This window comes from Bacillus sp. RC51 (assembly GCF_044908115.1).
GTDB lineage: Bacteria > Bacillota > Bacilli > Bacillales > Bacillaceae_G > Bacillus_A > Bacillus_A mycoides.
The window spans coordinates 198,560-220,413 of record NZ_JBIYCW010000010.1; the positions used below are offsets into that span (position 1 = coordinate 198,560).

General features: G+C 37.5%; 27 protein-coding genes and 1 pseudogene. 25 read left to right on the forward strand and 3 right to left on the reverse strand.

The window, feature by feature from the left end; all coding sequences use genetic code 11:
- Positions 1-39 precede the first annotated feature (39 nt).
- The 3 genes from ABH959_RS19940 (at position 40) to ABH959_RS19950 (ending at position 1,099) form a co-directional block, all read left to right on the forward strand.
- The gene (locus tag ABH959_RS19940) at positions 40-588 is read left to right on the forward strand and encodes a manganese efflux pump MntP (protein ID WP_113936188.1); all 549 of its coding nucleotides are present in this window, start codon (positions 40-42) and stop codon (positions 586-588) included.
- Positions 589-607: 19 nt separating this feature from the next.
- Entirely contained in the window at positions 608-739 is a 132-nt protein-coding gene (locus ABH959_RS19945; RefSeq protein WP_001037633.1) for a hypothetical protein, read from the forward strand.
- Between the two features lie 81 nt (positions 740-820).
- Positions 821-1,099, forward strand: a complete 279-nt coding sequence (locus tag ABH959_RS19950) for a DUF3935 domain-containing protein (RefSeq protein WP_000197480.1) — start codon at positions 821-823, stop codon at positions 1,097-1,099.
- Between the two features lie 190 nt (positions 1,100-1,289).
- Here ABH959_RS19950 and ABH959_RS19955 read toward each other — a convergent pair whose 3' ends face one another.
- Positions 1,290-1,901 carry a flavin reductase family protein gene (locus ABH959_RS19955; protein WP_113936189.1) on the reverse strand — a complete coding sequence of 204 codons (612 nt, stop codon included), beginning with the start codon at positions 1,899-1,901 and terminating at the stop codon, positions 1,290-1,292.
- A gap of 167 nt (positions 1,902-2,068) precedes the next feature.
- Positions 2,069-2,455, reverse strand: a complete 387-nt coding sequence (locus ABH959_RS19960) for a DoxX family protein (protein ID WP_113936190.1) — start codon at positions 2,453-2,455, stop codon at positions 2,069-2,071.
- Positions 2,456-2,841: 386 nt separating this feature from the next.
- Here ABH959_RS19960 and ABH959_RS19965 point away from each other — a divergent pair, with 386 nt between their 5' ends.
- From ABH959_RS19965 to ABH959_RS20055, 19 genes are all read left to right on the forward strand, one after another.
- A complete protein-coding gene (locus ABH959_RS19965; protein WP_002016294.1) occupies positions 2,842-3,339 on the forward strand; it encodes a PTS sugar transporter subunit IIA in 498 nt (165 codons plus the stop codon).
- Positions 3,340-3,585: 246 nt separating this feature from the next.
- A complete protein-coding gene (locus tag ABH959_RS19970; protein ID WP_113936191.1) occupies positions 3,586-4,026 on the forward strand; it encodes a low molecular weight protein arginine phosphatase in 441 nt (146 codons plus the stop codon).
- A 96-nt stretch (positions 4,027-4,122) separates the two neighbouring features.
- Complete coding sequence (gene rpiB / locus ABH959_RS19975) at positions 4,123-4,566, forward strand: ribose 5-phosphate isomerase B (RefSeq protein ID WP_000869917.1); 444 nt, start codon at positions 4,123-4,125, stop codon at positions 4,564-4,566.
- Positions 4,567-4,632: 66 nt separating this feature from the next.
- Complete coding sequence (locus tag ABH959_RS19980; protein ID WP_002089746.1) at positions 4,633-5,205, forward strand: TIGR01440 family protein; 573 nt, start codon at positions 4,633-4,635, stop codon at positions 5,203-5,205.
- Between the two features lie 253 nt (positions 5,206-5,458).
- Positions 5,459-6,700, forward strand: coding sequence for a serine hydroxymethyltransferase (gene glyA, locus ABH959_RS19985; RefSeq protein WP_002016291.1), 1,242 nt, complete (start codon positions 5,459-5,461; stop codon positions 6,698-6,700).
- 271 nt (positions 6,701-6,971) lie between these two features.
- Positions 6,972-7,601 carry a uracil phosphoribosyltransferase gene (gene upp, locus ABH959_RS19990; protein WP_002139017.1) on the forward strand — a complete coding sequence of 210 codons (630 nt, stop codon included), beginning with the start codon at positions 6,972-6,974 and terminating at the stop codon, positions 7,599-7,601.
- A 375-nt stretch (positions 7,602-7,976) separates the two neighbouring features.
- Complete coding sequence (locus ABH959_RS19995; RefSeq protein ID WP_000232963.1) at positions 7,977-8,090, forward strand: DUF4024 domain-containing protein; 114 nt, start codon at positions 7,977-7,979, stop codon at positions 8,088-8,090.
- Between the two features lie 26 nt (positions 8,091-8,116).
- Entirely contained in the window at positions 8,117-8,341 is a 225-nt protein-coding gene (locus ABH959_RS20000; protein ID WP_002089742.1) for an AtpZ/AtpI family protein, read from the forward strand.
- The gene (locus ABH959_RS20005; protein WP_002016288.1) at positions 8,341-8,733 is read left to right on the forward strand and encodes an ATP synthase subunit I; all 393 of its coding nucleotides are present in this window, start codon (positions 8,341-8,343) and stop codon (positions 8,731-8,733) included. The genes ABH959_RS20000 and ABH959_RS20005 overlap by 1 nt, the downstream gene beginning before the upstream one ends.
- A gap of 7 nt (positions 8,734-8,740) precedes the next feature.
- Complete coding sequence (gene atpB / locus ABH959_RS20010; RefSeq protein WP_002089740.1) at positions 8,741-9,460, forward strand: F0F1 ATP synthase subunit A; 720 nt, start codon at positions 8,741-8,743, stop codon at positions 9,458-9,460.
- 56 nt (positions 9,461-9,516) lie between these two features.
- A complete protein-coding gene (gene atpE / locus ABH959_RS20015; RefSeq protein ID WP_000052064.1) occupies positions 9,517-9,735 on the forward strand; it encodes a F0F1 ATP synthase subunit C in 219 nt (72 codons plus the stop codon).
- Positions 9,736-9,863: 128 nt separating this feature from the next.
- Positions 9,864-10,370: a F0F1 ATP synthase subunit B gene (atpF, locus tag ABH959_RS20020; RefSeq protein WP_002113045.1), complete on the forward strand. Its 507-nt coding sequence runs from the start codon at positions 9,864-9,866 to the stop codon at positions 10,368-10,370.
- Positions 10,367-10,909, forward strand: coding sequence for a F0F1 ATP synthase subunit delta (atpH, locus tag ABH959_RS20025; RefSeq protein WP_002113044.1), 543 nt, complete (start codon positions 10,367-10,369; stop codon positions 10,907-10,909). The genes atpF and atpH overlap by 4 nt, the downstream gene beginning before the upstream one ends.
- Positions 10,910-10,920: 11 nt before the next feature.
- Entirely contained in the window at positions 10,921-12,429 is a 1,509-nt protein-coding gene (gene atpA / locus ABH959_RS20030; protein ID WP_113936192.1) for a F0F1 ATP synthase subunit alpha, read from the forward strand.
- Positions 12,430-12,755: 326 nt separating this feature from the next.
- The gene (atpG, locus tag ABH959_RS20035) at positions 12,756-13,616 is read left to right on the forward strand and encodes a F0F1 ATP synthase subunit gamma (protein ID WP_002016283.1); all 861 of its coding nucleotides are present in this window, start codon (positions 12,756-12,758) and stop codon (positions 13,614-13,616) included.
- Positions 13,617-13,861: 245 nt separating this feature from the next.
- Positions 13,862-15,271: a F0F1 ATP synthase subunit beta gene (gene atpD, locus ABH959_RS20040; RefSeq protein WP_002139020.1), complete on the forward strand. Its 1,410-nt coding sequence runs from the start codon at positions 13,862-13,864 to the stop codon at positions 15,269-15,271.
- Positions 15,272-15,291: 20 nt separating this feature from the next.
- Positions 15,292-15,693 carry a F0F1 ATP synthase subunit epsilon gene (gene atpC, locus ABH959_RS20045; RefSeq protein WP_002016279.1) on the forward strand — a complete coding sequence of 134 codons (402 nt, stop codon included), beginning with the start codon at positions 15,292-15,294 and terminating at the stop codon, positions 15,691-15,693.
- Between the two features lie 397 nt (positions 15,694-16,090).
- Positions 16,091-16,876 carry a DUF975 family protein gene (locus ABH959_RS20050; RefSeq protein ID WP_404493082.1) on the forward strand — a complete coding sequence of 262 codons (786 nt, stop codon included), beginning with the start codon at positions 16,091-16,093 and terminating at the stop codon, positions 16,874-16,876.
- 44 nt (positions 16,877-16,920) lie between these two features.
- Complete coding sequence (locus tag ABH959_RS20055; protein WP_404493083.1) at positions 16,921-17,574, forward strand: DUF975 family protein; 654 nt, start codon at positions 16,921-16,923, stop codon at positions 17,572-17,574.
- A 41-nt stretch (positions 17,575-17,615) separates the two neighbouring features.
- On the opposite strand, the gene ABH959_RS20060 is transcribed toward ABH959_RS20055, so the two are convergent.
- Positions 17,616-20,345, reverse strand: coding sequence for a putative bifunctional diguanylate cyclase/phosphodiesterase (locus ABH959_RS20060; RefSeq protein ID WP_404493084.1), 2,730 nt, complete (start codon positions 20,343-20,345; stop codon positions 17,616-17,618).
- Positions 20,346-20,651: 306 nt separating this feature from the next.
- Between ABH959_RS20060 and nuoA the strand changes: the two genes are divergently transcribed.
- From nuoA to ABH959_RS20075, 3 genes and pseudogenes are all read left to right on the forward strand, one after another.
- Positions 20,652-21,020: an NADH-quinone oxidoreductase subunit NuoA gene (gene nuoA, locus ABH959_RS20065; protein ID WP_000179270.1), complete on the forward strand. Its 369-nt coding sequence runs from the start codon at positions 20,652-20,654 to the stop codon at positions 21,018-21,020.
- Positions 21,011-21,529, forward strand: a complete 519-nt coding sequence (gene nuoB / locus ABH959_RS20070) for an NADH-quinone oxidoreductase subunit NuoB (protein WP_002089729.1) — start codon at positions 21,011-21,013, stop codon at positions 21,527-21,529. The genes nuoA and nuoB overlap by 10 nt, the downstream gene beginning before the upstream one ends.
- Positions 21,526-21,854 (forward strand): annotated as a pseudogene (locus tag ABH959_RS20075) (NADH-quinone oxidoreductase subunit C); the annotation flags it as partial. The gene nuoB and the pseudogene ABH959_RS20075, both read left to right, overlap by 4 nt.

Consider the following 21,854-nt stretch of genomic DNA (forward strand, 5'->3'; position numbering starts at 1 on the left):
AAGCATATTGTGAAGTAGCACGTCCGAGGGGGGATATGAATGACACTTGAACAATTAATACCTTTAATAATTATGGCATTTGCCCTGGGGATGGATGCATTTTCAGTGAGCCTCGGTATGGGGATGGTAACATTAAAGTTAAGACAAATCCTTTATATAGGTATGACGATTGGGATATTTCATATTATTATGCCATTTATCGGAATGGTACTAGGACGTTTTCTATCAGAGAAGTATGGGGATGTCGCGAATTTTGCAGGAGCTATTTTATTGATTGGGCTAGGGTTCTATATTGTATATTCATCTATTTTAGAAAGTGAAGAGACTAGAACTGCTCCAATTGGAATTAGTTTATTTGTATTTGCATTTGGTGTCAGTATAGATAGTTTTTCAGTAGGTCTTAGTCTTGGAATTTACGGAGCAGAGACAATTATTACGATATTATTGTTCGGACTAATAAGTATGTTACTGGCGTGGATGGGTTTATTGCTCGGTAGGCATGCCAAAAATATGCTTGGTACATATGGTGAAATAGTAGGTGGTATCATTCTGGTTGGATTTGGATTATATCTCCTTTTTCCTATATAATTTTATATAGGAGGGAATTATGAACAAGTTATTGGAATGGTATGTTAAGTTTTTAACCTTCTTTCCTAGATGGCTAAGAAGGCTAATAATCTGGGGTATTATTTTGCAAATTTCGATGTTAGGTTGGATTAAGTTAATTTGTGAATGGTGAGATCGTTCCTTTCTGTGCATAGTTCTGTTTGTACTATATTGATCGCGCTAAAAAATTACAAATATAGAAAGGATGAGATGGATGACGAGATTGAAGCAAGTTTTTGGTATTATTATTAGTTTTTTTGTTTTTTGGTTTAGTATGCTCGGTGTACAAATGTTTGCTGAGTTTTTAGATATTGAGTCATTGAAATTTGTTGCGGGGAAAACGGAGGCAGCGCGTACTTTTTATTCTCCGTACCCGTTTTTAATAGTTTTCCTTATTACATTGCTTTCTTTATATTTCTTTGTAATAAAGCTTAGTAAATCTAAAAAAGAGAAATTACCTGCATTAGAAGAGAAGAAGGAAGAATTACAGTGAAAAAATCCCCCGCTTTTAGCGGGGGATTTTATGTTTGAGTGCAGGAGCTGAGCGAGCCGCTTGCGCTTTTAAATATATCCAGCTCCAGCGGCTAGAATCTCCGGTCATTTCACTCTCTCGCTCGAAGCAAAAAGCGCTTCAAGGTCGAGAGTTCCAATGCCCTGCGATTCTGAACGAGCCGCTTCCGCCTTTAAATGGGCCTCACTAATTCAAATTGTTCTCCTAGTTTTGCGTAGTTGTGTCCTGCTAGGCGGCTTATTGGTTTTAGTTCTTCGGCGTGAATTCGGCCGTTTTCGTATAAGTGTTCTGCAACGTGGAAGCGAACGACGCGGCCGATTAGTAGGTCGCAAGCTGGTGAGTCTTCAGTTCCGCCGAGCGGGATAGCGCGTTCTAATACACATTCCATTCGAATATTTGCTTCTTTCACCCCTGGTACAGAAATGACATCGCTGTCGATCGGTGTTAGTTTTGCTAATTCGATTTCACTTTCATCGGGTGGTAGGTTGGCAGCTGTTTCATTGATCGCTTCTACGTAAGACTCATCAGAAATATGTACGACAAATTCCCCTTTTTCGATTGCGTTTCGGGAAGTGTCTTTTGGTTTTCCTTCTTTTCGTTGTACTGAAACCGAGATAAGTGGTGGATTGGCAGCGACGATATTGAAATAACTATATGGCGCACCGTTCAATACACCATCTTTAGTTACAGAAGTAACGAATGCAACGGGACGTGGAATGATACTTCCTGTTAGTAATTTGTAATTATCTTTTTCGGTTTGTTCGTTTGGATTAATGGATAACATGTTGTAATCCCCTTTCTAAATATGAATACTTATTGTTCCTTTACAAGATATCAATGGGAATCTCCTGCTGAAAATAATATTTTTTTGATGATGTAAAAAAAAGAGATTACCTCGATTGTACTGAAGTAATCTCTTTTTTGGTAAATATCTTGAAATAGAGATAAATATTAAAGTAAAACGTAAGCACCAGGGCCAATTAAAGCTACACCAACAGCAACAGCGATTAACATTAAATTATACTCATATCCGTTTTGTGTTACCCAGTAACCATTTTTTCCGTGAACAGTGAAGATTGCCATTAACATTGTTCCGACGATAAATAATGAACCAATTGTAATGAAAATACCTGATGCGAATAAGAAACCACCTAATAGTTCAGTTGCACCAGCCATAAATGCCATGAATACACCAGGGCGTAAACCGATTGATTCCATCCAGCCACCTGTTCCTTTTAAACCGTAACCGCCGAACCACCCAAATAATTTTTGAGCGCCATGACCCATGAATGTAATACCTATAATAAGACGAATAATAAGAAGACCGAAATCCATCATTTAAAAAACCTCCTAAAAGTTATTAACTTACCTTATGTAAGTAATAATAAAATAGTTACTTACTTTAGTCAAGTGGATTTCGAAAAAAGTTTGAATTAAATTTTACAAATTAACAACAAAAAACAAAATGTAGTGAAGACCTCTAGACAAGTTGGGTAAAAAAAGAGAAAATATAAGTAGAAGTTAACTTCTCATTGTTATTCAGACAATCAGAATTGACTGGAATTTTGTGAGGCGCTACAATAAGAGTCTAGTAGTAATGGCATAATTTATTTCGAAAGCGTTTTTACAGTATAACATTCGAAGTATGAAGTCTTACGTGTATTTCGATCTTGAATAGAGATTGCCCTATAAACTTTTAGGTAAATTATAAGGAGGACTATCCTATGTTTAAAAAATTATTCGGTTTTGGTTCAAAAACAAATGAAGAAACAATCGTAGCTCCATTAACTGGAGCAGTGAAAAATATTGAAGAAGTACCAGATCCAGTATTCGCTGGTCGTATGATGGGTGACGGTGTTGCGATCGATCCTACTGAAGGTGTAGTTGTATCTCCAGTTGATGGTGAAATCGTACAATTATTCCACACGAAACATGCTATTGGAATTAAAGCGAAAAACGGTACAGAAATTTTAATCCACGTTGGATTAGAAACTGTAAAAATGGAAGGTGAAGGTTTCGAAGCTCACGTTTCTGAAGGACAAGCTGTAAAAGCTGGAGATAAATTAATCTCATTCGACTTAGAATTAATTCGTGAAAAAGCGAAAAGCACAATTACTCCAATCGTTATTACAAACACAGATGCAGCTGAGTCTATTAAGACAACTGTAGGTGTAACAGCTACAAAAGGTTCAACAGAAGTAATGAAAGTTACAATGAAATAATTATTGTATGAAAGGAATCTGTTTCGTATGAAATGGATTCCTTATTTTGTTTTGTAGTGTGTTCATTATGTATGGTGAAATACTTTGGGCACTTGGAAATAGGGTTTCACATATATGTGGATAAGGCGCATTTTTCTTAGAAAAAATATAAGAGAAATGCGCCTTTCGTATATTCACATTCCTTTTGTTCTATTCTAATGTACGCTATGATAAATGGTAGGAAACAGAAAAAAGGGGTGGGTTTAGATGAAACGGGTGTTATTTGTTTGCACTGGAAATACATGCCGTAGTCCGATGGCTGAGGCTTTGCTTCGCCATTATGGAGAAGGTAAATTTGAAGTGCAATCTGCTGGTGTTTTCGCCTATCCTGGAAGCGATGCGTCGGTACATGCAAAGGAAGCTTTAGCTGAAAAAGGAATTGTAATCGATCATGCCGCGCAGCAGGTAAACGATACTTTGGTTGATTGGGCGGATATTGTAGTAACAATGACGGAAAACCATAAGCAAATTGTACTTGGGCATTATCCGAGTGTTGAAAAGAAATTGGATACATTATATGGATTAACTGAGGGTATAAGTAAGGATATTTCAGATCCATTTGGCGGATCGCTTTCTATTTATAAAGAAACGTTAGAAGAGATGGAAAAACTTGTACAAACTTTACTGGAAAAACATTCAGAAGGTTAATGTTTCGTGTATAATACGATATTGGAGATCACTTTGTTGCATTAAGGTAGCGAGTGTGAAATGAAGATAATTGATTGAAACTTTGGAGGGGTAAAAATGAAAGTAGTAGTAGCATCTGATCACGGCGGTATGAATATCCGTAAAGAACTTGTAAGTTTATTAGAAGAGTTAAATATTGAATATATTGATTTAGGTTGTGAATGTGAAGCTGGTTCTGTTGATTACCCTGATTTTGCGTTTCCGGCAGCAGAAATGGTCGCGAATGGTGAAGTAGATCGTGGCATTTTAGTTTGCGGGACAGGCATTGGTATGTCAATCGCAGCAAACAAAGTAAATGGTATTCGTTGTGCATTAGTTCATGATACTTTCAGTGCGAAAGCAACGAGAGAGCATAATGACACTAACATGTTAGCAATGGGCGAGCGTGTAATTGGAGCTGGTCTAGCGCGTGATATCGCGAAAATTTGGCTAACAACTGACTATGAAGGTGGCCGTCACGAAAACCGCGTAGGAAAAATTAAAACGTACGAAACAAAGTAATAGATTCTAACTATAAGTAGTATGAAATATAATTTGGTGAACCAACCTGTGAAAGGAAGAGGCGTAATGACAGAGATCGTAAAGGTAAGAGAACAGCTGCAAATGTCGCTTTCTGATTTCCAAGAACAAGCCACGCTGCAAAGAGGCCAAATTTTTGTAGTGGGGTGTAGCACGAGCGAAGTGCTAGGTGAAAGAATTGGAACATCAGGAACGATGGAAGTGGCAGAGGCGATTTTTTCTGAATTAAAACAATTTCAAGAGAGAACAGGTATTGAATTGGCGTTTCAATGTTGTGAGCATTTAAATCGTGCTTTAGTAGTTGAGAGAGATGTAGCGATGAAATATCAATTTGAAATTGTAACAGTTACGCCTGTTAGATCAGCAGGTGGTGCATTAGCGACGTATGCGTATCACAATTTTAAAGATCCGGTAGTAATTGAGTTTATTAAAGCAGATGCAGGAATGGATATCGGCGATACATTTATCGGTATGCATTTAAAGCATGTAGCTGTACCGGTTCGTACAAGTGTGAAGGAAATAGGAAGTGCGCATGTAACGATGGCGAAAACACGTGGGAAACTAATAGGTGGAGCACGTGCCGTTTATGCGGCAAATGAAGAAGCTATTCCGTGCCGTTAAACATGAAAAATTATAAAGTCTTATAACAGCTTTATATCGAAAGGTAAAAGGTATGTGGTCTGACTTTATAATAGAAGAAAGAAAAGACCAATTTTGGTCTTTTTTTTTCTTTTATGATATAGAAAGTCATGTTAGAATGTAGTTGAAAACATGAAGGTTCGAAAGAATTACAACCTGAATTTTCGTTTTTTCTGAATAAATGAGAAAAAACTATTGGGAATTGATGTAATTCGTTCAGAAAAGGGGGATTTTGGTGAATCATTTAAAACGTCAAGATGAAAAGGTATTTGCTGCAATTGAGGCAGAACTAGGAAGACAGCGTTCAAAGATCGAGTTAATTGCTTCGGAAAACTTCGTAAGTGAAGCAGTAATGGAGGCGCAAGGTTCTGTTCTAACGAATAAGTATGCTGAAGGATATCCTGGAAAACGTTACTATGGTGGTTGTGAACACGTAGACGTAGTAGAAGATATCGCACGTGATCGCGCGAAAGAAATTTTTGGCGCAGAGCATGTAAATGTTCAACCACATTCTGGTGCACAAGCGAACATGGCAGTATACTTCACGATTTTAGAGCAAGGCGATACAGTACTTGGCATGAATTTATCTCATGGTGGTCACTTAACACACGGAAGCCCTGTTAACTTCAGTGGAGTACAATATAATTTCGTAGAATATGGCGTGGATGCTGAATCTCACCGTATTAATTACGATGATGTATTAGCAAAAGCGAAAGAACATAAACCAAAATTAATCGTTGCAGGTGCAAGTGCATATCCTCGTGTTATCGATTTCAAACGATTCCGTGAGATTGCAGATGAAGTGGGTGCATACTTTATGGTTGATATGGCACATATCGCTGGTTTAGTAGCTGCTGGTTTACATCCAAACCCAGTACCACATGCACATTTCGTTACAACGACAACACATAAAACATTACGTGGTCCACGTGGTGGTATGATTTTATGTGAAGAGCAATTTGCAAAACAAATTGATAAATCAATCTTCCCGGGTATTCAAGGTGGCCCACTTATGCACGTAATTGCTGCAAAAGCTGTTGCATTTGGTGAGACACTACAAGATGAGTTTAAAACATATGCACAACATATCATTAATAATGCGAACCGCTTAGCTGAAGGTCTTCAAAAAGAAGGACTTACACTTGTTTCTGGTGGAACAGACAATCATTTAATCTTAATTGATGTTCGTAACTTAGAAATTACAGGTAAAGTAGCAGAGCACGTATTAGATGAAGTTGGTATTACAGTGAACAAAAATACAATTCCATTTGAAACAGCAAGCCCATTTGTAACAAGCGGCGTACGTATCGGTACAGCAGCTGTAACATCTCGTGGTTTCGGTTTAGAAGAAATGGATGAAATTGCGGCACTTATTGCTTATACATTAAAAAATCATGAGAATGAAGTTGCATTAGAAGAAGCAAGTAAGCGTGTAGAAGCGTTAACGAGCAAATTCCCAATGTATACAGATCTATAATAGATTGAAAAAGACTGCTGAAACGTAATTGTTTTGGCAGTCTTTTTTGTGGACATATATTATTTTTAAAGTATGTATACAAATGATGAATAAATTTTGGCGATATAATGAAGGATACAGCTCCCATAATTGGTAAAGATACTAGATAGATTCATTCTAATTCACGATTTTACCAAATTTGCCCTTGAATATTAGTAGCGTTTTCTTTACAATCGTAAATAGTGTAAAAAAGCGTGTAAACGCATGAATATCATCTAAAGGAGAGATTCACATGGGAAAACTGTATGTATTTGATCACCCGTTAATTCAACATAAGATTACATATATTCGCGATAAGAATACAGGTACGAAAGATTTTCGTGAATTAGTGGACGAAGTAGCAAGCTTAATGGCTTTCGAAATTACTCGCGACCTTCCACTTCAAGACATTGAAATTGAAACACCTGTAAGCAAAGCGACAACAAAAGTGATCGCTGGTAAAAAACTTGGTTTAATTCCGATTTTACGTGCAGGTTTAGGAATGGTTGATGGAATTCTGAAATTAATTCCAGCAGCAAAAGTAGGACACGTTGGTCTATACCGTGATCCTAAAACATTGCAACCGGTAGAATACTATGTGAAACTTCCAACGGATGTAGAAGAGCGTGACTTTATCGTACTAGATCCGATGCTAGCAACAGGTGGTTCTGCGGCTGAAGCAATTAATTCTCTGAAAAAGCGCGGTGCAAAGCAAATTAAATTAATGTGTATCGTAGCTGCTCCAGAAGGAGTAAAAGTAGTGCAGGAAGAGCATCCTGATGTTGATATTTATGTAGCGGCATTAGATGAGAAGTTAAATGACCATGGTTATGTAGTTCCAGGTCTTGGTGATGCTGGTGACCGTTTATTCGGAACGAAGTAAGACAACAGACGAGAGGGGGATTCCCCGCTCGTTTTTTTTTCGCCCTCAGCGCACGGGGGAGGGGGAGATAAATATACAGGGTATATACAACATAAGTTATATACACATCACATATAATATAGAAGTCTTACGTCTCGGGGACACTATATTATGGAAGGAAAGCGCTATATCTTAAAAATATAATAGTGACAAACTTGTGAACATTTTCTTCTATTATAAAGAGAAAACTGTTAGAAATTGCATATCTCTAACCAGTATTTAGAAGGGGAACGTTTTCATTTTTGGGAGGAAATGCCTAATACTCAAATTTTTTGATTTTTTACGATTTCTCGTTGACACTGTTAATACCCTATTGTATGCTAACAACGGGGATAGATGGTAGGGCTTTCAGTGACAAAAATGCATCTATTCCGTGACGAAAATGTAAACTTTTTATTTTGTATAGAATTTATGCAGAAAAATGAGTTATTATTAACACATCGTGAATGAGGGTTACATATTGGAGGGATGAATCCTTGCAAAAAAACGATCGCAGCCATATAAAAGCGTATGCTTTAATGTCAGGAATACTTGCTCAGTTAGTTGGTTCTATTCTTATTGGAATCTTTGGTGGGCAATGGATTGATAATAAGGTTGGAACGTTTCCGTTGTTTCTTATTATAGGGTTATTACTCGGGTTAGGAACAGGGGTATACGCAATGATTCGACTCATTCAACATTACTATTCGGGAGAGCAATGATGATAGACGTACATGGACTTGTCCAACGACAAAAGAAATATATGTACTACTTGCTTGCGCTTCTAGTGCTAGGATGGGGAATTACCTCTTACAAGGATGTATTTCTTGGGCTGATTATCGGAACGATTTTCAGTTTTCTTAGTTTGCGCATCATTGCACGTAGAACAGACAAGCTATTAGATCGCGTAACAAATGGAGAAAACGTGAAGTTTAAGGCGACAGCGGTAAGTACATATTCAAGATTCGCCACGATTGGGTTATTAATTTTATTTGCAGCCAAATATCAAGAGTTAATTGCGATGTGGGGCTTAGGTGTAGGATTGCTGACAGGATACCTTGTCATGATCATAGATTTTCTTTATTTAGAGTATACGAGCAGGGAAGAGAGGTGAATTACTAGTGGAACACGGTAAATTAGTTGAATTTCTAGGTTTAACGTTCGATTTGTCATCAGTTATGATGGTTACTGTAGCAGCAGTTATTGTTTTCTTAATCGCTGTTATCGGAACTCGCAGCTTAGCGCTTCGCCCAACCGGAATGCAAAACTTCATGGAATGGGTGTTTGACTTCGTGAAAGGGATTATCAATAGTACGATGGACTGGAAAACAGGTGGACGATTCTTAACGCTTGGCGTTACGCTTATCATGTTTATCATCGTATCGAACTTCCTTGGTTTACCATTCATGTATTCAACAGTTGAGGCTGGCGAACATATTGCATGGTGGAGATCACCAACGTCTGATCCAGCAGTTGCATTAACATTAGCCGTGATGGTAGTTACCCTCACCCATTACTATGGAATTAAGATGAAGGGTACGAAAGAATATGCTAAAGGTTATTTCCAACCTATGAAATTCTTATTCCCATTAAAGGTTATTGAGGAGTTTGCTAACACATTAACGTTAGGTCTTCGTTTATTTGGTAACATTTACGCAGGTGAAATCTTATTAGGATTACTTGCTAAGTTAGGTGGGGCATCATTCTTAGGAGCATTAGGTGCACTTGTACCGATGTTAGCATGGATGGGATTCAGCGTATTCGTTGGTTCAATCCAGTCATTTATTTTCGTAATGTTAACGATGGTTTATATGGCTCATAAAGTAAGCCATGACCATTAATATAATTTAAGTAAGAAAAAATTTATTTTTTTATAATACAAAGGAGGACAAATTAAATGAGTTTAGGTGTAATCGCAGCTGCAATTGCAATTGGTTTATCAGCATTAGGTGCAGGTATTGGTAACGGTCTTATCGTATCACGTACAATCGAAGGTGTTGCTCGTCAACCAGAATTAAAAGGCGCACTTCAAACAATTATGTTCATCGGGGTTGCATTAGTTGAGGCACTTCCAATTATCGGTGTAGTTATTGCTTTCATCGTAATGAACAAATAAGGGAGACTCCCCTTACATAGATGGCGAAGAGTGTTTTTTGAACTTTCTTCGCCATTGCTTTATGAACTAAACGTATGTCTTTTTTTTTCATATGATCAATTTAGATATTTTGAAGGGAGTGAATCCTTGTGCCAACTTTATTATTAGGGGCTTCCATTCCATTTGGAACGATTGCTTATACATTGTTCATTTTCTTACTTCTATTAGTAATGCTACGCAAATTTGCGTGGGGTCCTTTAATGGGAATTATGAAAGAACGTGAAGAGCATGTTACTAATGAAATCGACGCTGCAGAAAGAAGTAACACTGAAGCGAAGAAGTTAGTAGAAGAACAACGTGAAATGTTAAAACAATCGCGTGTTGAAGCACAAGAGTTAATCGAAAGAGCGAAAAAACAAGCTGTAGATCAAAAAGATGTTATTGTTGCTGCTGCGAAAGAAGAAGCAGAATCAATTAAAACATCTGCTGTACAAGAAATTCAACGCGAAAAAGAGCAAGCGATTGCTGCTTTACAAGAACAAGTCGCTTCTTTATCTGTTCAAATTGCTTCTAAAGTAATTGAAAAAGAGTTAAAAGAAGAAGATCAAGTGAAGTTAATTCGCGATTATATTAAAGAAGTAGGAGAAGCGCGATGAGCAATGGGATTGTAGCAAAACGTTATGCTGTCGCTCTTTTCAAAATTGCAAAAGAAAAACACGTATTAGAAATGTTTGAAGAGGAATTACGCCTTGTACAAAACGTTTATGTAAAGAACGGAGAACTACATAGCTTTTTAACGCAACCGAACATTTCAAAAGAGCAGAAGAAAACGTTTCTTGCAAACGTATTCGCATCTGTTTCTGAATCTATTTTAAATACGTTATATATTTTAATTGATAACAAGCGTATTGATATTCTACCTGAAATTGCAGATGAATATGTTGTTCTTGCTAATGAAGAACGTAACGTAGCGGATGCAACTGTATATTCTATTCGTCTTCTATCAGAAGACGAAAAACTTAACATTGCAGAAGCATTTGCAAAAAAAACAGGAAAAGATGCAATTCGCGTGAAAAATGTTGTAGATGAAGATTTACTAGGCGGCATTAAAGTACGTATTGGAAATCGCATTTACGACGGAAGCTTACAAGGAAAATTAGCACGTATTCAGCGTGAATTAATGAAGAATAGATAGGGGTGAAGCACATGAGCATCAGAGCTGAAGAAATTAGCGCACTGATAAAGCAACAAATCGAGAACTATCAGTCTGAAATCGAAGTTAGTGATGTTGGTACAGTTATCCAAGTTGGTGACGGTATTGCGCGTGCTCATGGTCTTGATAACGTTATGGCTGGTGAACTTGTAGAGTTCTCTAACGGCGTTATGGGACTAGCACAAAACTTAGAGGAAAACAACGTAGGTATCATTATCTTAGGACCTTACACAGAAATCCGTGAAGGTGACGAAGTTCGTCGTACTGGTCGCATCATGCAAGTACCAGTAGGAAAAGAACTAATCGGTCGTGTTGTAAACCCATTAGGTCAACCAGTTGATGGTTTAGGCCCAATCAATACAACAAACACTCGTCCAATCGAAAGTCCAGCACCAGGTGTAATGGATCGTAAATCTGTTCATGAGCCACTTCAAACAGGTATTAAAGCGATCGATGCTCTTGTACCAATTGGCCGTGGTCAACGTGAGTTAATCATCGGTGACCGTCAAACAGGTAAAACAGCAGTTGCACTTGATACAATCATTAACCAAAAAGATGAAGATATGGTTTGTATCTATGTAGCTATCGGACAAAAAGAATCAACTGTACGTAACGTAGTAGAAACACTACGTAAGCACGGTGCATTAGATTACACAATCGTTGTAACTGCATCAGCTTCTCAACCAGCTCCATTATTATACCTAGCTCCTTACGCTGGTGTAACAATGGGTGAAGAGTTCATGTACAATGGTAAACACGTATTAGTAGTATATGATGACTTATCAAAACAAGCAGCGGCTTACCGTGAGCTTTCATTACTATTACGTCGTCCTCCAGGTCGTGAAGCATATCCAGGGGATGTATTCTACTTACATTCTCGCTTATTAGAGCGTGCAGCAAAATTAAGTGATGCAAGAGGCGGCGGTTCTTTAACTGCACTACCTTTCATCGAAACACAAGCAGGGGACGTATCAGCTTACATCCCAACAAACGTAATTTCTATTACGGATGGACAAATCTTCTTACAATCTGACCTATTCTTCTCTGGCGTACGTCCAGCGATCGATGCGGGTACTTCTGTATCTCGTGTTGGTGGATCTGCTCAGATTAAAGCGATGAGTAAAGTATCAGGTACACTTCGTCTTGACCTTGCATCTTACCGTGAGTTAGAAGCGTTCGCTCAGTTCGGTTCTGACCTTGATAAAGCAACACAAGCGAAACTAAACCGTGGTGCTCGTACAGTTGAGGTATTAAAACAAGGATTACACAAACCGTTACGTGTAGAGAAACAAGTTATCATTCTTTACGCTTTAACACGTGGATTCCTAGATGATATCCCAGTAGTAGATATCACTCGTTTCGAAGAAGAATTCCATGCTTGGTTAGATTCAAATGCAACTGACTTATTAAGCGAAATTCGCACAACTAAGAAACTTGCGGATGACGACAAATTTGCAGCAGCAATTAACGGATTTAAAAAAGTATTCGTAGCTTCTGAATAATAAATAAAAGCGGAAGCGGCTCGTTCTGAATGTGAGGGGGATGGAGCTTCTGACGAAGAGGCGGTCTTTGCCTCGTAGGAAGAAGTGAAGCCACCGAGCATTCAAGCCGCTGGAGCTAGATAAATAAAAAGTGAAGTCGACTGTGGCTTAGCTAGATCATATAAAAGGCATCTCAGCTTTTGAGATTGCTGACGGTTATGTAAAGGAAAAGAGTAGGTGCACCTATTCTTTTCCTTCAATCATGAGCAAGAATATCTTGCAACGTAGATTAGGAAGAGGATTCTTACTAATCGTGCCAACTTCCGGAAAAAAGGTGGTGAAAACCTGTGGCATCTTTACGCGATATAAAAGCGAAGATTAACTCGACAAAGAAAACGAGTCAAATTACGAAAGCGATGGAGATGGTATCTGCATCTAAGTTAAACCGTGCAGAGCAAAATGCTAAATCTTTCGTTCCGTATATGGAAAAGATTCAAGAAGTAGTAGCGAGCATTGCGCAAGGAAGTAAAGGGATTAATCATCCAATGCTAAATGCGCGTCCTGTAAAGCGTACAGGATACATCGTTATTACATCTGATCGCGGACTAGCAGGTGGTTATAACAGTAACGTATTACGTACAGTAAGTAACGTAATTCGTGAACGTCATAATATGGATTCAAACCAATATTCAATTATTGTGCTTGGACGACTAGGACGTGATTATTTAAAACGTCGCGGCTTTAACATCATTGATGAAGTAGTTGGATTATCTGACCACCCATCATTTACTGATATTAAAGATATTGCTTCTCGAGCAATTGCGATGTTCGCAGATGGTGCTTATGACGAGCTGTATATTTACTACAATCATTATGTAAGTAAAATTTCACAAGAAGTAACGGAAAATAAAATTTTACCGCTTACGGATGTGGCGTCTGATAAACCGACGACAGCCTATGAATTCGAACCTTCTGAAGAAGAAATTTTAAAAGTATTATTGCCACAATACGCAGAAAGCTTAGTGTACGGTGCGTTACTAGACGGTAAAGCAAGTGAGCATGCGGCGCGTATGACAGCAATGAAGAGTGCTACAGACAACGCAATGGAAGTTATCGATTCACTTACACTTTCATTCAACCGTGCACGTCAAGCAGCGATTACGCAAGAAATTACGGAAATCGTTGGTGGAGTAGCGGCGTTAGAATAGTATTAAAAAGCGTAGGCGGTTCGTTCAGAATGAGAGGGGGATGGAGCTTTTGACGTAGAGGCGATTTGTGCCTCGCAGGAAAAAGCGAAGCCACCGAACATTCTAACCGCTGGAGCTAGATTCAATAAAAAGCGTAAGCGGCTCGTCCAGAACAGGAGAGTCGCGTAAGCTATAAACTAATAAAAATTAAAAGCCGACTTCTCTTAGAAAGCTGGCTAATTAAAAGAAAGCTAGGAGGGAACCCGATGAATAAAGGGCGCGTTACGCAAATCATGGGTCCGGTTGTAGACGTTAAGTTTGATGGCGGAAAGCTACCAGAAATCTACAACGCCCTTACGGTAAAACAAAGCAACGAAAACGGAGCAAGCATTAACTTAACATTTGAAGTTGCACTTCATTTAGGTGATGACACAGTTCGTACAGTTGCAATGTCTTCCACAGATGGACTTGTTCGTGGCACAGAAGTAGAAGATACTGGTAAAGCAATCTCTGTACCAGTTGGTGATGCAACACTTGGTCGTGTATTTAACGTATTAGGTGATGCAATTGACTTAGATGGTGATGTTCCTGCGGATGTACGTCGTGATCCAATTCACCGTCAAGCGCCTGCATTCGAAGAGTTATCTACTAAAGTAGAAATTCTTGAAACTGGTATTAAAGTAGTAGACTTACTTGCTCCTTACATTAAGGGTGGTAAGATCGGTCTATTCGGTGGTGCCGGTGTAGGTAAAACAGTATTAATTCAGGAATTAATTAACAACATCGCACAAGAGCACGGTGGTATCTCTGTATTCGCTGGTGTAGGTGAGCGTACTCGTGAAGGTAACGACTTATACCACGAAATGAGCGATTCTGGCGTAATTAAGAAAACTGCGATGGTATTCGGACAAATGAACGAGCCACCTGGAGCACGTCAACGTGTTGCATTAACAGGCTTAACAATGGCTGAACATTTCCGTGATGAGCAAGGACAAGACGTACTATTGTTCATCGATAACATCTTCCGTTTCACGCAAGCGGGTTCTGAAGTATCTGCCCTTCTTGGTCGTATGCCATCTGCGGTAGGTTACCAGCCAACACTTGCAACAGAAATGGGTCAATTACAAGAGCGTATTACATCTACAAATAAAGGATCTATCACGTCTATCCAAGCGGTATACGTACCAGCCGATGACTATACGGATCCAGCACCAGCTACAACGTTCGCTCACTTAGATGCAACAACAAACTTAGAGCGTCGTTTAACACAAATGGGTATTTACCCAGCCGTAGATCCATTAGCATCTACATCTCGTGCGCTTTCTCCAGAAATCGTAGGAGAAGAGCATTATGGAGTAGCTCGTCAAGTACAGCAAACTTTACAGCGTTATAAAGAGCTTCAAGATATCATCGCTATCTTAGGTATGGATGAGTTATCTGAAGAAGATAAGTTAGTTGTACATCGTGCTCGTCGTATTCAATTCTTCTTATCACAAAACTTCCACGTAGCTGAACAGTTTACAGGTCAAAAAGGTTCTTACGTACCTGTAAAAAATACAGTTAGTGGTTTCAAAGAAATTCTAGAAGGAAAATATGATGACCTTCCAGAAGATGCGTTCCGTCTTGTTGGTAGCATTGAAGAAGTTATTGAAAACGCGAAGAAAATGATGGCGTAAGGCCTTAGGAGGGACGAATTATGAAGACATTTCCAGTCAGTATTGTAACTCCTGATGGACCGGTTTACGAAAAAGAAGTAGAAATGGTAAGCGTAAAAGCAGAGAGTGGGGAAATGGGGATCTTACCAGGTCACATTCCAACTGTTGCACCTTTAAAAATTAGTGCGGTTCGTCTGAAAAATGGTGGGCACACTGATTATGTAGCAGTAAGCGGTGGCTTTATCGAAGTTCGTCCAGATAAAGTAACTGTATTATCATCATCTGCTGAAGAAGCAAACCATATCGATATCCATCGTGCAAATGAATCGAAACGTCGCGCTGAGCAACGTATGCAAGATAAACAAGCGCATGTTGACTTTAGACGTGCAGAAATGGCCTTGCAGCGTGCTGTGAACCGTTTAAACGTTTCTGATATGAAGTAAAAAAATCCGTAAGGGCTCTTGCCTTTACGGATTTTTTGTTGTGGATATAAATAAAAAGAGGAAAAAAACGCCTCTCTTTAGGTAGGAGAGAGCATCTAGCCGTGCATAGAAGCGGTCAGAGCCTTTTTCTGCCCGATGCCAAGTGTGAAAATCAAGAAATAAAAAGAACTGCAGATTATCTTTTTGTTATATATAGCTATAAATTTAGGTGGGAAAAAAACGCCTCCCTTTAGGTAGGAGAGAGCATCTAGCCATGCATAGCTGTGCTTTATTTAAATGTCGAAACTGAAACTCAATTTAATATATGGAATAGACTAACAAAATTGGTATAATTATATTATTGTTTGTATAAGTAGAGAATATATAACAATTTATATTTCATAAAGGAGATGAACAAATGATCGGTGAAATGAAACGAGAAGCATTGTACTCTTTAAAGGGAAAATGGGGACTAGGTGTTGGATCAACGATTTTACATATTATTTTAAGTTATGTTGTTTCAATGGCTGCAATGCTTATACTTTTAATTCCAGGAATTATTATATTTTTCTTATTTGCTGGTTTAACAGGATCACTTGAAGAGGAAGCAATATCAGTCGGGGCAGGTATTACATTTGGAATTTTTTATTGCATAATGATCATTTTGAGTAATGCATCTTATGGTATTACATCATACGGTTATACGAATGTGTTGCTACAAATTAGTAAACGAGAAGATGCTAGAGTAGATTATTTATTTGAAGGATTTCGTGGCTTTAAAAGAATGATGAAAACAATGTGGGCTATGCTTGCGATTTTGTTATATACAGGTACGTGGATTCCGATGTTGTTACTAGGTGTATTCGCGTTTTTTGGTGAGGAAGGGAATGTATCGTTAACAATTGCTTTCTTTGTACTATTAGCTATTTCGATTGTTGTAATGATTGTGATGTATTTTTCTTATGCGATGACGTATTATGTTATGATTGAAAATCCAGATTATAGCGTTTCACAGGCGATGAAAGAAAGTAAGAACCTTATGAGGGGACATAAACTAGATTTATTTCTTTTATGGCTTAGTTTCATAGGATGGGCTATCTTAGCGATTTTTACTCTTGGAATAGGATTTCTTTGGCTTAGTCCATATGTAGGTACAACGACAGCACATTTTTATCGCTATATTGCAAAAGGTGAATTGCAGTAGGGACGTGCTATACTAATAGAATTATTACGTATAGGAGGAAGACTATGATTAGCGATTTAAAAGGAGAAGCATTAGACTCGCTAGAAGGGAAATGGGGATTAGCTGTTGGGGCAACATTACTTATTTCGATTCTTACTTCAGCTTTTAGTTTTAGTATTGATTTCATTTTCTCTCAGGTTTGGGATTGGAAAGAAGTGAATAATTCACTTTTAGTAGATGGTATTGCAATATTGATGGTAGGTCCATTAACGCTAGGTGGTTATTGTTTAGCACTACATATAATTCGTGAAAAAGAAGCGCGTATTGGGCATATATTTAGATGGTTTACAGAAGGAAGTAAGTTTATAAAGTCATTTTTATTATATATAGTAGTAAACATTTATATTTTCTTATGGTGTTTACTATTTATTATTCCAGGCATTATTAAATCATTTTCTTATGCAATGACGTACTTTATTATAAATGATCATCCTGAGTATTCCATAAATCAAGCTATTACAGAAAGTCGTCGTATGATGGATGGACATAAAATGGAGTATTTCATTTTATGTTTAAGCTTTATTGGTTGGTTTATATTAAGTTGTATTACATTAGGGATTGGATTTTTATGGTTAATTCCATATTTTTATACGACGTCAGCAGCTTTTTACGAAGAGATTGCAGAAGAACATTACGAGAAAAAAATTCCGACACTATAAAGTGAAACTTTAAATAGCGGGATAAAAACACCCAGTGTGAACTATTGGTTCATACTGGGTGTTTTTTGTAGAAACCTTATAAATTCTTTACTTGTTAGAGGTTTACTGAAATAGTAACCTTGCATGTATTTACAGTTATTTTTTTTCAAGAATTTAAGCTGTTTTTCTGTTTCAATTCCTTCAGCAACGACGGAGAGATTTAAAGTATTCGCAAGAGAAAGGATAGTGGAAACGATGGCTCTTTCTTCAGGTCGATGATCGGCTAGTTGTGTAAATTCTTTTGGTACTTTTAATGTATCGATAGGGAAAATTGATAAATAAGCAAGAGAAGAATAGCCGGTACCGAAGTCATCAATGGACGTTTGAATACCATATTCTTTTAATTGCTTTAGTCTAGACAATGTTTCTTTTTCATCAATCATCGCAATTCTTTCTGTTAGTTCAAGTGTTACATCTTTCGGGTCAATCTCAACGTCCTTTAGTATTCGTGAAATATTTTCGATTAATTGATTTTGTTGAAATTCTTTCGCTGATAAATTGACACTCATTTTTAAGTTTGTGTATCCAAAACTTTGCCATATTTTTAGTTGAAGACAAGATTCTCGTAGCACCCAATGTCCAAGTGGGATGACCTGCGGAGTCTCTTCCACAATTGGAATGAACTCACATGGTGAAATGTCACCTAGGAGCGGGTGTTTCCAACGTATTAATGCTTCAGCACCGATAATTTTATTTGCTGTCGTATCAATTTGTGGTTGATAGACGAGATAAAATTCGTTGTTTACTAAAGCGAGTGGCAAATCTTTTTCGATTCGAGCTTTTCGTTCCATTTTTTTATATAGTTCTTTCGTGTAAAGAGAGCTCCGATTTTTCCCTTTATTTTTTGCTTCGTACATGGCCATATCGGCATGTTGTAAAATAGACAGCGGATCTTCACCTGCTTCAGGGTATATGGCAATTCCGATACTCGGTGAGATTCGTAAATGTTGATTTTCGATTTCGAATGGTTCGTTCATGGCTGCTACAATCATATCAGCTATCTTCTTTACATCTGTCCTTTTTTGATAATTTTCGATAAGGATTGTGAATTCATCCCCAGCTAACCGAGCAAGTTTCATATTATGTGTTGATATTCGCTCGAGCCTTTTTGCTACTGCAATTAATAGAAGATCTCCTACCCGGTGACCGAGGGTATCATTAATAACTTTAAAGCGGTCTAGGTCTAGAAACATAACAGCAAAAGGGCTTTTCGATATTTTTGCTCGTGCAATTGCTTTTTCTAAATACTGATGAAATGAACGGCGATTTGCAAGTTCCGTTAAAGTATCGTGATATGCTAGGAAATTAATTTGTTCTTGTTGCTGCTTGCTTTCTGTAATATCTTTAATCATTAAATAGGCCCCAGAAATATGTTCCTTTAAAAAGATGGGAACAGCTGTAACAAGCAAGTAGTAAATATCTCTATTTTTATGATATGCCCGTATTTCTAAAGAAATAGATTTCCCTTTTTTCACTTGATGAAAGGTATTAATGATTTCTTCCAAATCTTCTTCATACATAAGTGAATAGTATGGTTGGTTTAATAATTCATTCGTTTGATAACCGAGTAAAGTAGTTCCAGCGTTGTTCACATTGAGAAAATTACCGTACAAATCTAATGTGAAAATTGGATCTGGATGATGCTCGTATAAAGATTTAAACATTTGTTGGTTATGATATAACTCATTTTTTTGTTCTACTAAATCTTCTGTACGTAGTTCGATTTGTTTCTCGAGTTCTAAGCTGAATTGCATTTGGGCTAGCAATAATATTTTATTTTGTCTTCGAACTAACGTATGGCGTATGAGAACGAAGGCGAAAGTTACCATAAGTCCAATTACTACGATAGGTGCAAAAACATTTTCGACCAATATAAAAACAATAAGCATCACGACAGAAATATACGGTAATGATAATCGGATTGATTCACCAAATTGAGGCGTTAGTAATATTTGTTCTTGTTTTTCGGGCTCTTTTGTGTGAAGTATACAAGCGATTGCTACTAATACTAAGGTTACTTGATATAATGGAGCAACTGTGAACATAGAGTGCTCGGGCTGGAAATATTTTATATAAGCATAAATAGCATCCGTAGTAGCATACAAAATTAAAGCACTGCCAAGAAGAGCGCCAACTTGTTTTGGTAGTAAGAATAATGGTCTGAATAAAAGATTGATTCCTATTAAAAGAAAGAGTAAATCAGCCATTGGATACGTGAGTTGAACAAACATGTCGATATATGATGTTGTAAAAATATGAATGGTTCTTTCAATAAGCAAATAGTAGCTTAAAGTAAATTGAGCCGTAACAATAATACAAATATCACATATCGTAAAAAGCTGTTCCAATAAGTCTCGGCCATAAATAATTTCATATAGAAAGGCAAATGCAAAGCTAACTAAAAATAATAAGTAAAAAAAGTCTGATGGATCAACGAATGTATAGTAGTCATGCAAAATTAAGCGTTGATAAGCAACTATTATATCACCGATGAAATAAGAGAAGGTTCCGATAGTTAATATTATCCAAAATAAACGTGCTAATCCTTGTTTTACATTTGAAAAGTAAAATATATAACTGCAAATTGTAATATCAATTAATATGGTACTTATTCCAGTCAAAATTTGAAATGGGAGTGCGTATTCATATAAAAAGGGCATTGATACGTAATGAATAGTTATATACAACAATGAAATGCTTATAAGAATACTTACATGTGTTTGTTTTTTCATTTATATCACCCACTGTATATACATAAGAACCACCTTTTTGTAGTTTATGTTTTTTATGATTGCTTGAAAACATATAGAATTTCTATATTTATTTTACACATTTATTATGAGTTGTAAAAATAGATTTGCTCAGCAAGTATTAATTGTTGTTTCTGTTCCCAATATATCGACATAGGAATTTGAAGTTTGCTATAATGAATTAAATAGTTGCATTATTTAGAAAAATTTAAAAATAATAAATGATGCAAGTAAGACATATTGTTTACTATGTGAACTTGTTCTTAATTCAGGGGGGAGGGTTTCACAATGGCAAGTGTATATGAAAATAGTTATATGATCGTTTTGATTTTCTTGCTATTAGGTATATTGCTGCCGGTAGTGGCTCTTACATTAGGGAAAATGCTGCGTCCAAACAAACCGAGTGCAGCGAAAGCGACGACGTATGAGAGTGGAATTGAGCCTTTTCATGATGCAAATATTCGGTTTCATGCTCGTTATTATATTTTCGCTTTATTGTTCGTCATCTTTGATGTAGAAACTTTATTTTTATACCCATGGGCTGTTGCATATGACAAGCTTGGTTTATTTGCACTGATTGAAATGCTAATTTTCGTTGTGATGTTGCTAGTTGGATTAGCGTATGCTTGGAAAAAGAAGGTGTTACAATGGTTATAAATTTTGAGGAATTACACCCACAGGAGCGAGCGGAATTAGAAAGAAATATCTTTTTTTCTACATTGGAACAGTTGAAGGGATGGGCGCGGAGCAACTCTTTATGGCCGATGACATTTGGACTGGCATGTTGTGCGATTGAAATGATGGGAGTAGGTTCATCACATTACGATTTAGATCGATTTGGGTCATTTTTTCGGACTTCACCAAGACAATCGGACGTCATGATTGTGTCAGGAACGGTAACGAAGAAAATGGCACCTATTGTTCGGCGCCTATATGATCAAATGCCTGAACCGAAGTGGGTAATTGCGATGGGATCTTGTGCAACAGCCGGTGGTCCGTATGTGAATTCGTATGCTGTTGTGAAAGGTGTAGATCAAATTGTACCAGTTGATGTGTATATTCCTGGATGCCCTCCAAATCCTGCTGCTTTAATTTATGGAATTAATAAATTAAAAGAAAAAATTCGTTACGAGGCGAGGACCGGGAAGCAGGTGACGAATAAATGAGTGATCCAAATAAAGACTTAGAAAGTATGAAAAGAGAAGCAGCCCGTCATGCGAAAGAGGAAGCGCGAAAACGTCTTGCTGCGAAACATGAGGCGGAAATGTCTAAACTTGAAGGAGAACATCGAGAAAAAGAGAAAGCGCTACCAAAAGATAAGGGGATTAATGTAGAAGAAGCGAAAGGTCTTGCCGCAGCAGCTGCAAAGGCAAAAGCAGCGGTATTAGCGAAGCAGAAGCGAGAAGGATCAGAAGAAGTAACGGACGAAGAAAAAGCCAAAGCGAAGGCGAAAGCTGCAGCAGCTGCAAAAGCAAAAGCAGCGGCACTAGC

Excerpts from the sequence above, each read along its gene's own strand:
- ABH959_RS19940 (WP_113936188.1), top strand. The coding sequence starts at position 40 with ATGACACTTGAACAATTAATACCTTTAATAATTATGGCATTTGCCCTG.
- ABH959_RS19945 (WP_001037633.1), top strand. The coding sequence starts at position 608 with ATGAACAAGTTATTGGAATGGTATGTTAAGTTTTTAACCTTCTTTCCT.
- ABH959_RS19950 (WP_000197480.1), top strand. The coding sequence starts at position 821 with ATGACGAGATTGAAGCAAGTTTTTGGTATTATTATTAGTTTTTTTGTT.
- ABH959_RS19955 (WP_113936189.1), bottom strand. The coding sequence starts at position 1,901 with ATGTTATCCATTAATCCAAACGAACAAACCGAAAAAGATAATTACAAA.
- ABH959_RS19960 (WP_113936190.1), bottom strand. The coding sequence starts at position 2,455 with ATGATGGATTTCGGTCTTCTTATTATTCGTCTTATTATAGGTATTACA.
- ABH959_RS19965 (WP_002016294.1), top strand. The coding sequence starts at position 2,842 with ATGTTTAAAAAATTATTCGGTTTTGGTTCAAAAACAAATGAAGAAACA.
- ABH959_RS19970 (WP_113936191.1), top strand. The coding sequence starts at position 3,586 with ATGAAACGGGTGTTATTTGTTTGCACTGGAAATACATGCCGTAGTCCG.
- rpiB (WP_000869917.1), top strand. The coding sequence starts at position 4,123 with ATGAAAGTAGTAGTAGCATCTGATCACGGCGGTATGAATATCCGTAAA.
- ABH959_RS19980 (WP_002089746.1), top strand. The coding sequence starts at position 4,633 with ATGACAGAGATCGTAAAGGTAAGAGAACAGCTGCAAATGTCGCTTTCT.
- upp (WP_002139017.1), top strand. The coding sequence starts at position 6,972 with ATGGGAAAACTGTATGTATTTGATCACCCGTTAATTCAACATAAGATT.
- ABH959_RS19995 (WP_000232963.1), top strand. The coding sequence starts at position 7,977 with ATGGTAGGGCTTTCAGTGACAAAAATGCATCTATTCCGTGACGAAAAT.
- ABH959_RS20005 (WP_002016288.1), top strand. The coding sequence starts at position 8,341 with ATGATAGACGTACATGGACTTGTCCAACGACAAAAGAAATATATGTAC.
- atpE (WP_000052064.1), top strand. The coding sequence starts at position 9,517 with ATGAGTTTAGGTGTAATCGCAGCTGCAATTGCAATTGGTTTATCAGCA.
- atpH (WP_002113044.1), top strand. The coding sequence starts at position 10,367 with ATGAGCAATGGGATTGTAGCAAAACGTTATGCTGTCGCTCTTTTCAAA.
- atpA (WP_113936192.1), top strand. The coding sequence starts at position 10,921 with ATGAGCATCAGAGCTGAAGAAATTAGCGCACTGATAAAGCAACAAATC.
- atpD (WP_002139020.1), top strand. The coding sequence starts at position 13,862 with ATGAATAAAGGGCGCGTTACGCAAATCATGGGTCCGGTTGTAGACGTT.
- atpC (WP_002016279.1), top strand. The coding sequence starts at position 15,292 with ATGAAGACATTTCCAGTCAGTATTGTAACTCCTGATGGACCGGTTTAC.
- ABH959_RS20050 (WP_404493082.1), top strand. The coding sequence starts at position 16,091 with ATGATCGGTGAAATGAAACGAGAAGCATTGTACTCTTTAAAGGGAAAA.
- ABH959_RS20055 (WP_404493083.1), top strand. The coding sequence starts at position 16,921 with ATGATTAGCGATTTAAAAGGAGAAGCATTAGACTCGCTAGAAGGGAAA.
- ABH959_RS20060 (WP_404493084.1), bottom strand. The coding sequence starts at position 20,345 with ATGAAAAAACAAACACATGTAAGTATTCTTATAAGCATTTCATTGTTG.
- nuoA (WP_000179270.1), top strand. The coding sequence starts at position 20,652 with ATGGCAAGTGTATATGAAAATAGTTATATGATCGTTTTGATTTTCTTG.
- nuoB (WP_002089729.1), top strand. The coding sequence starts at position 21,011 with ATGGTTATAAATTTTGAGGAATTACACCCACAGGAGCGAGCGGAATTA.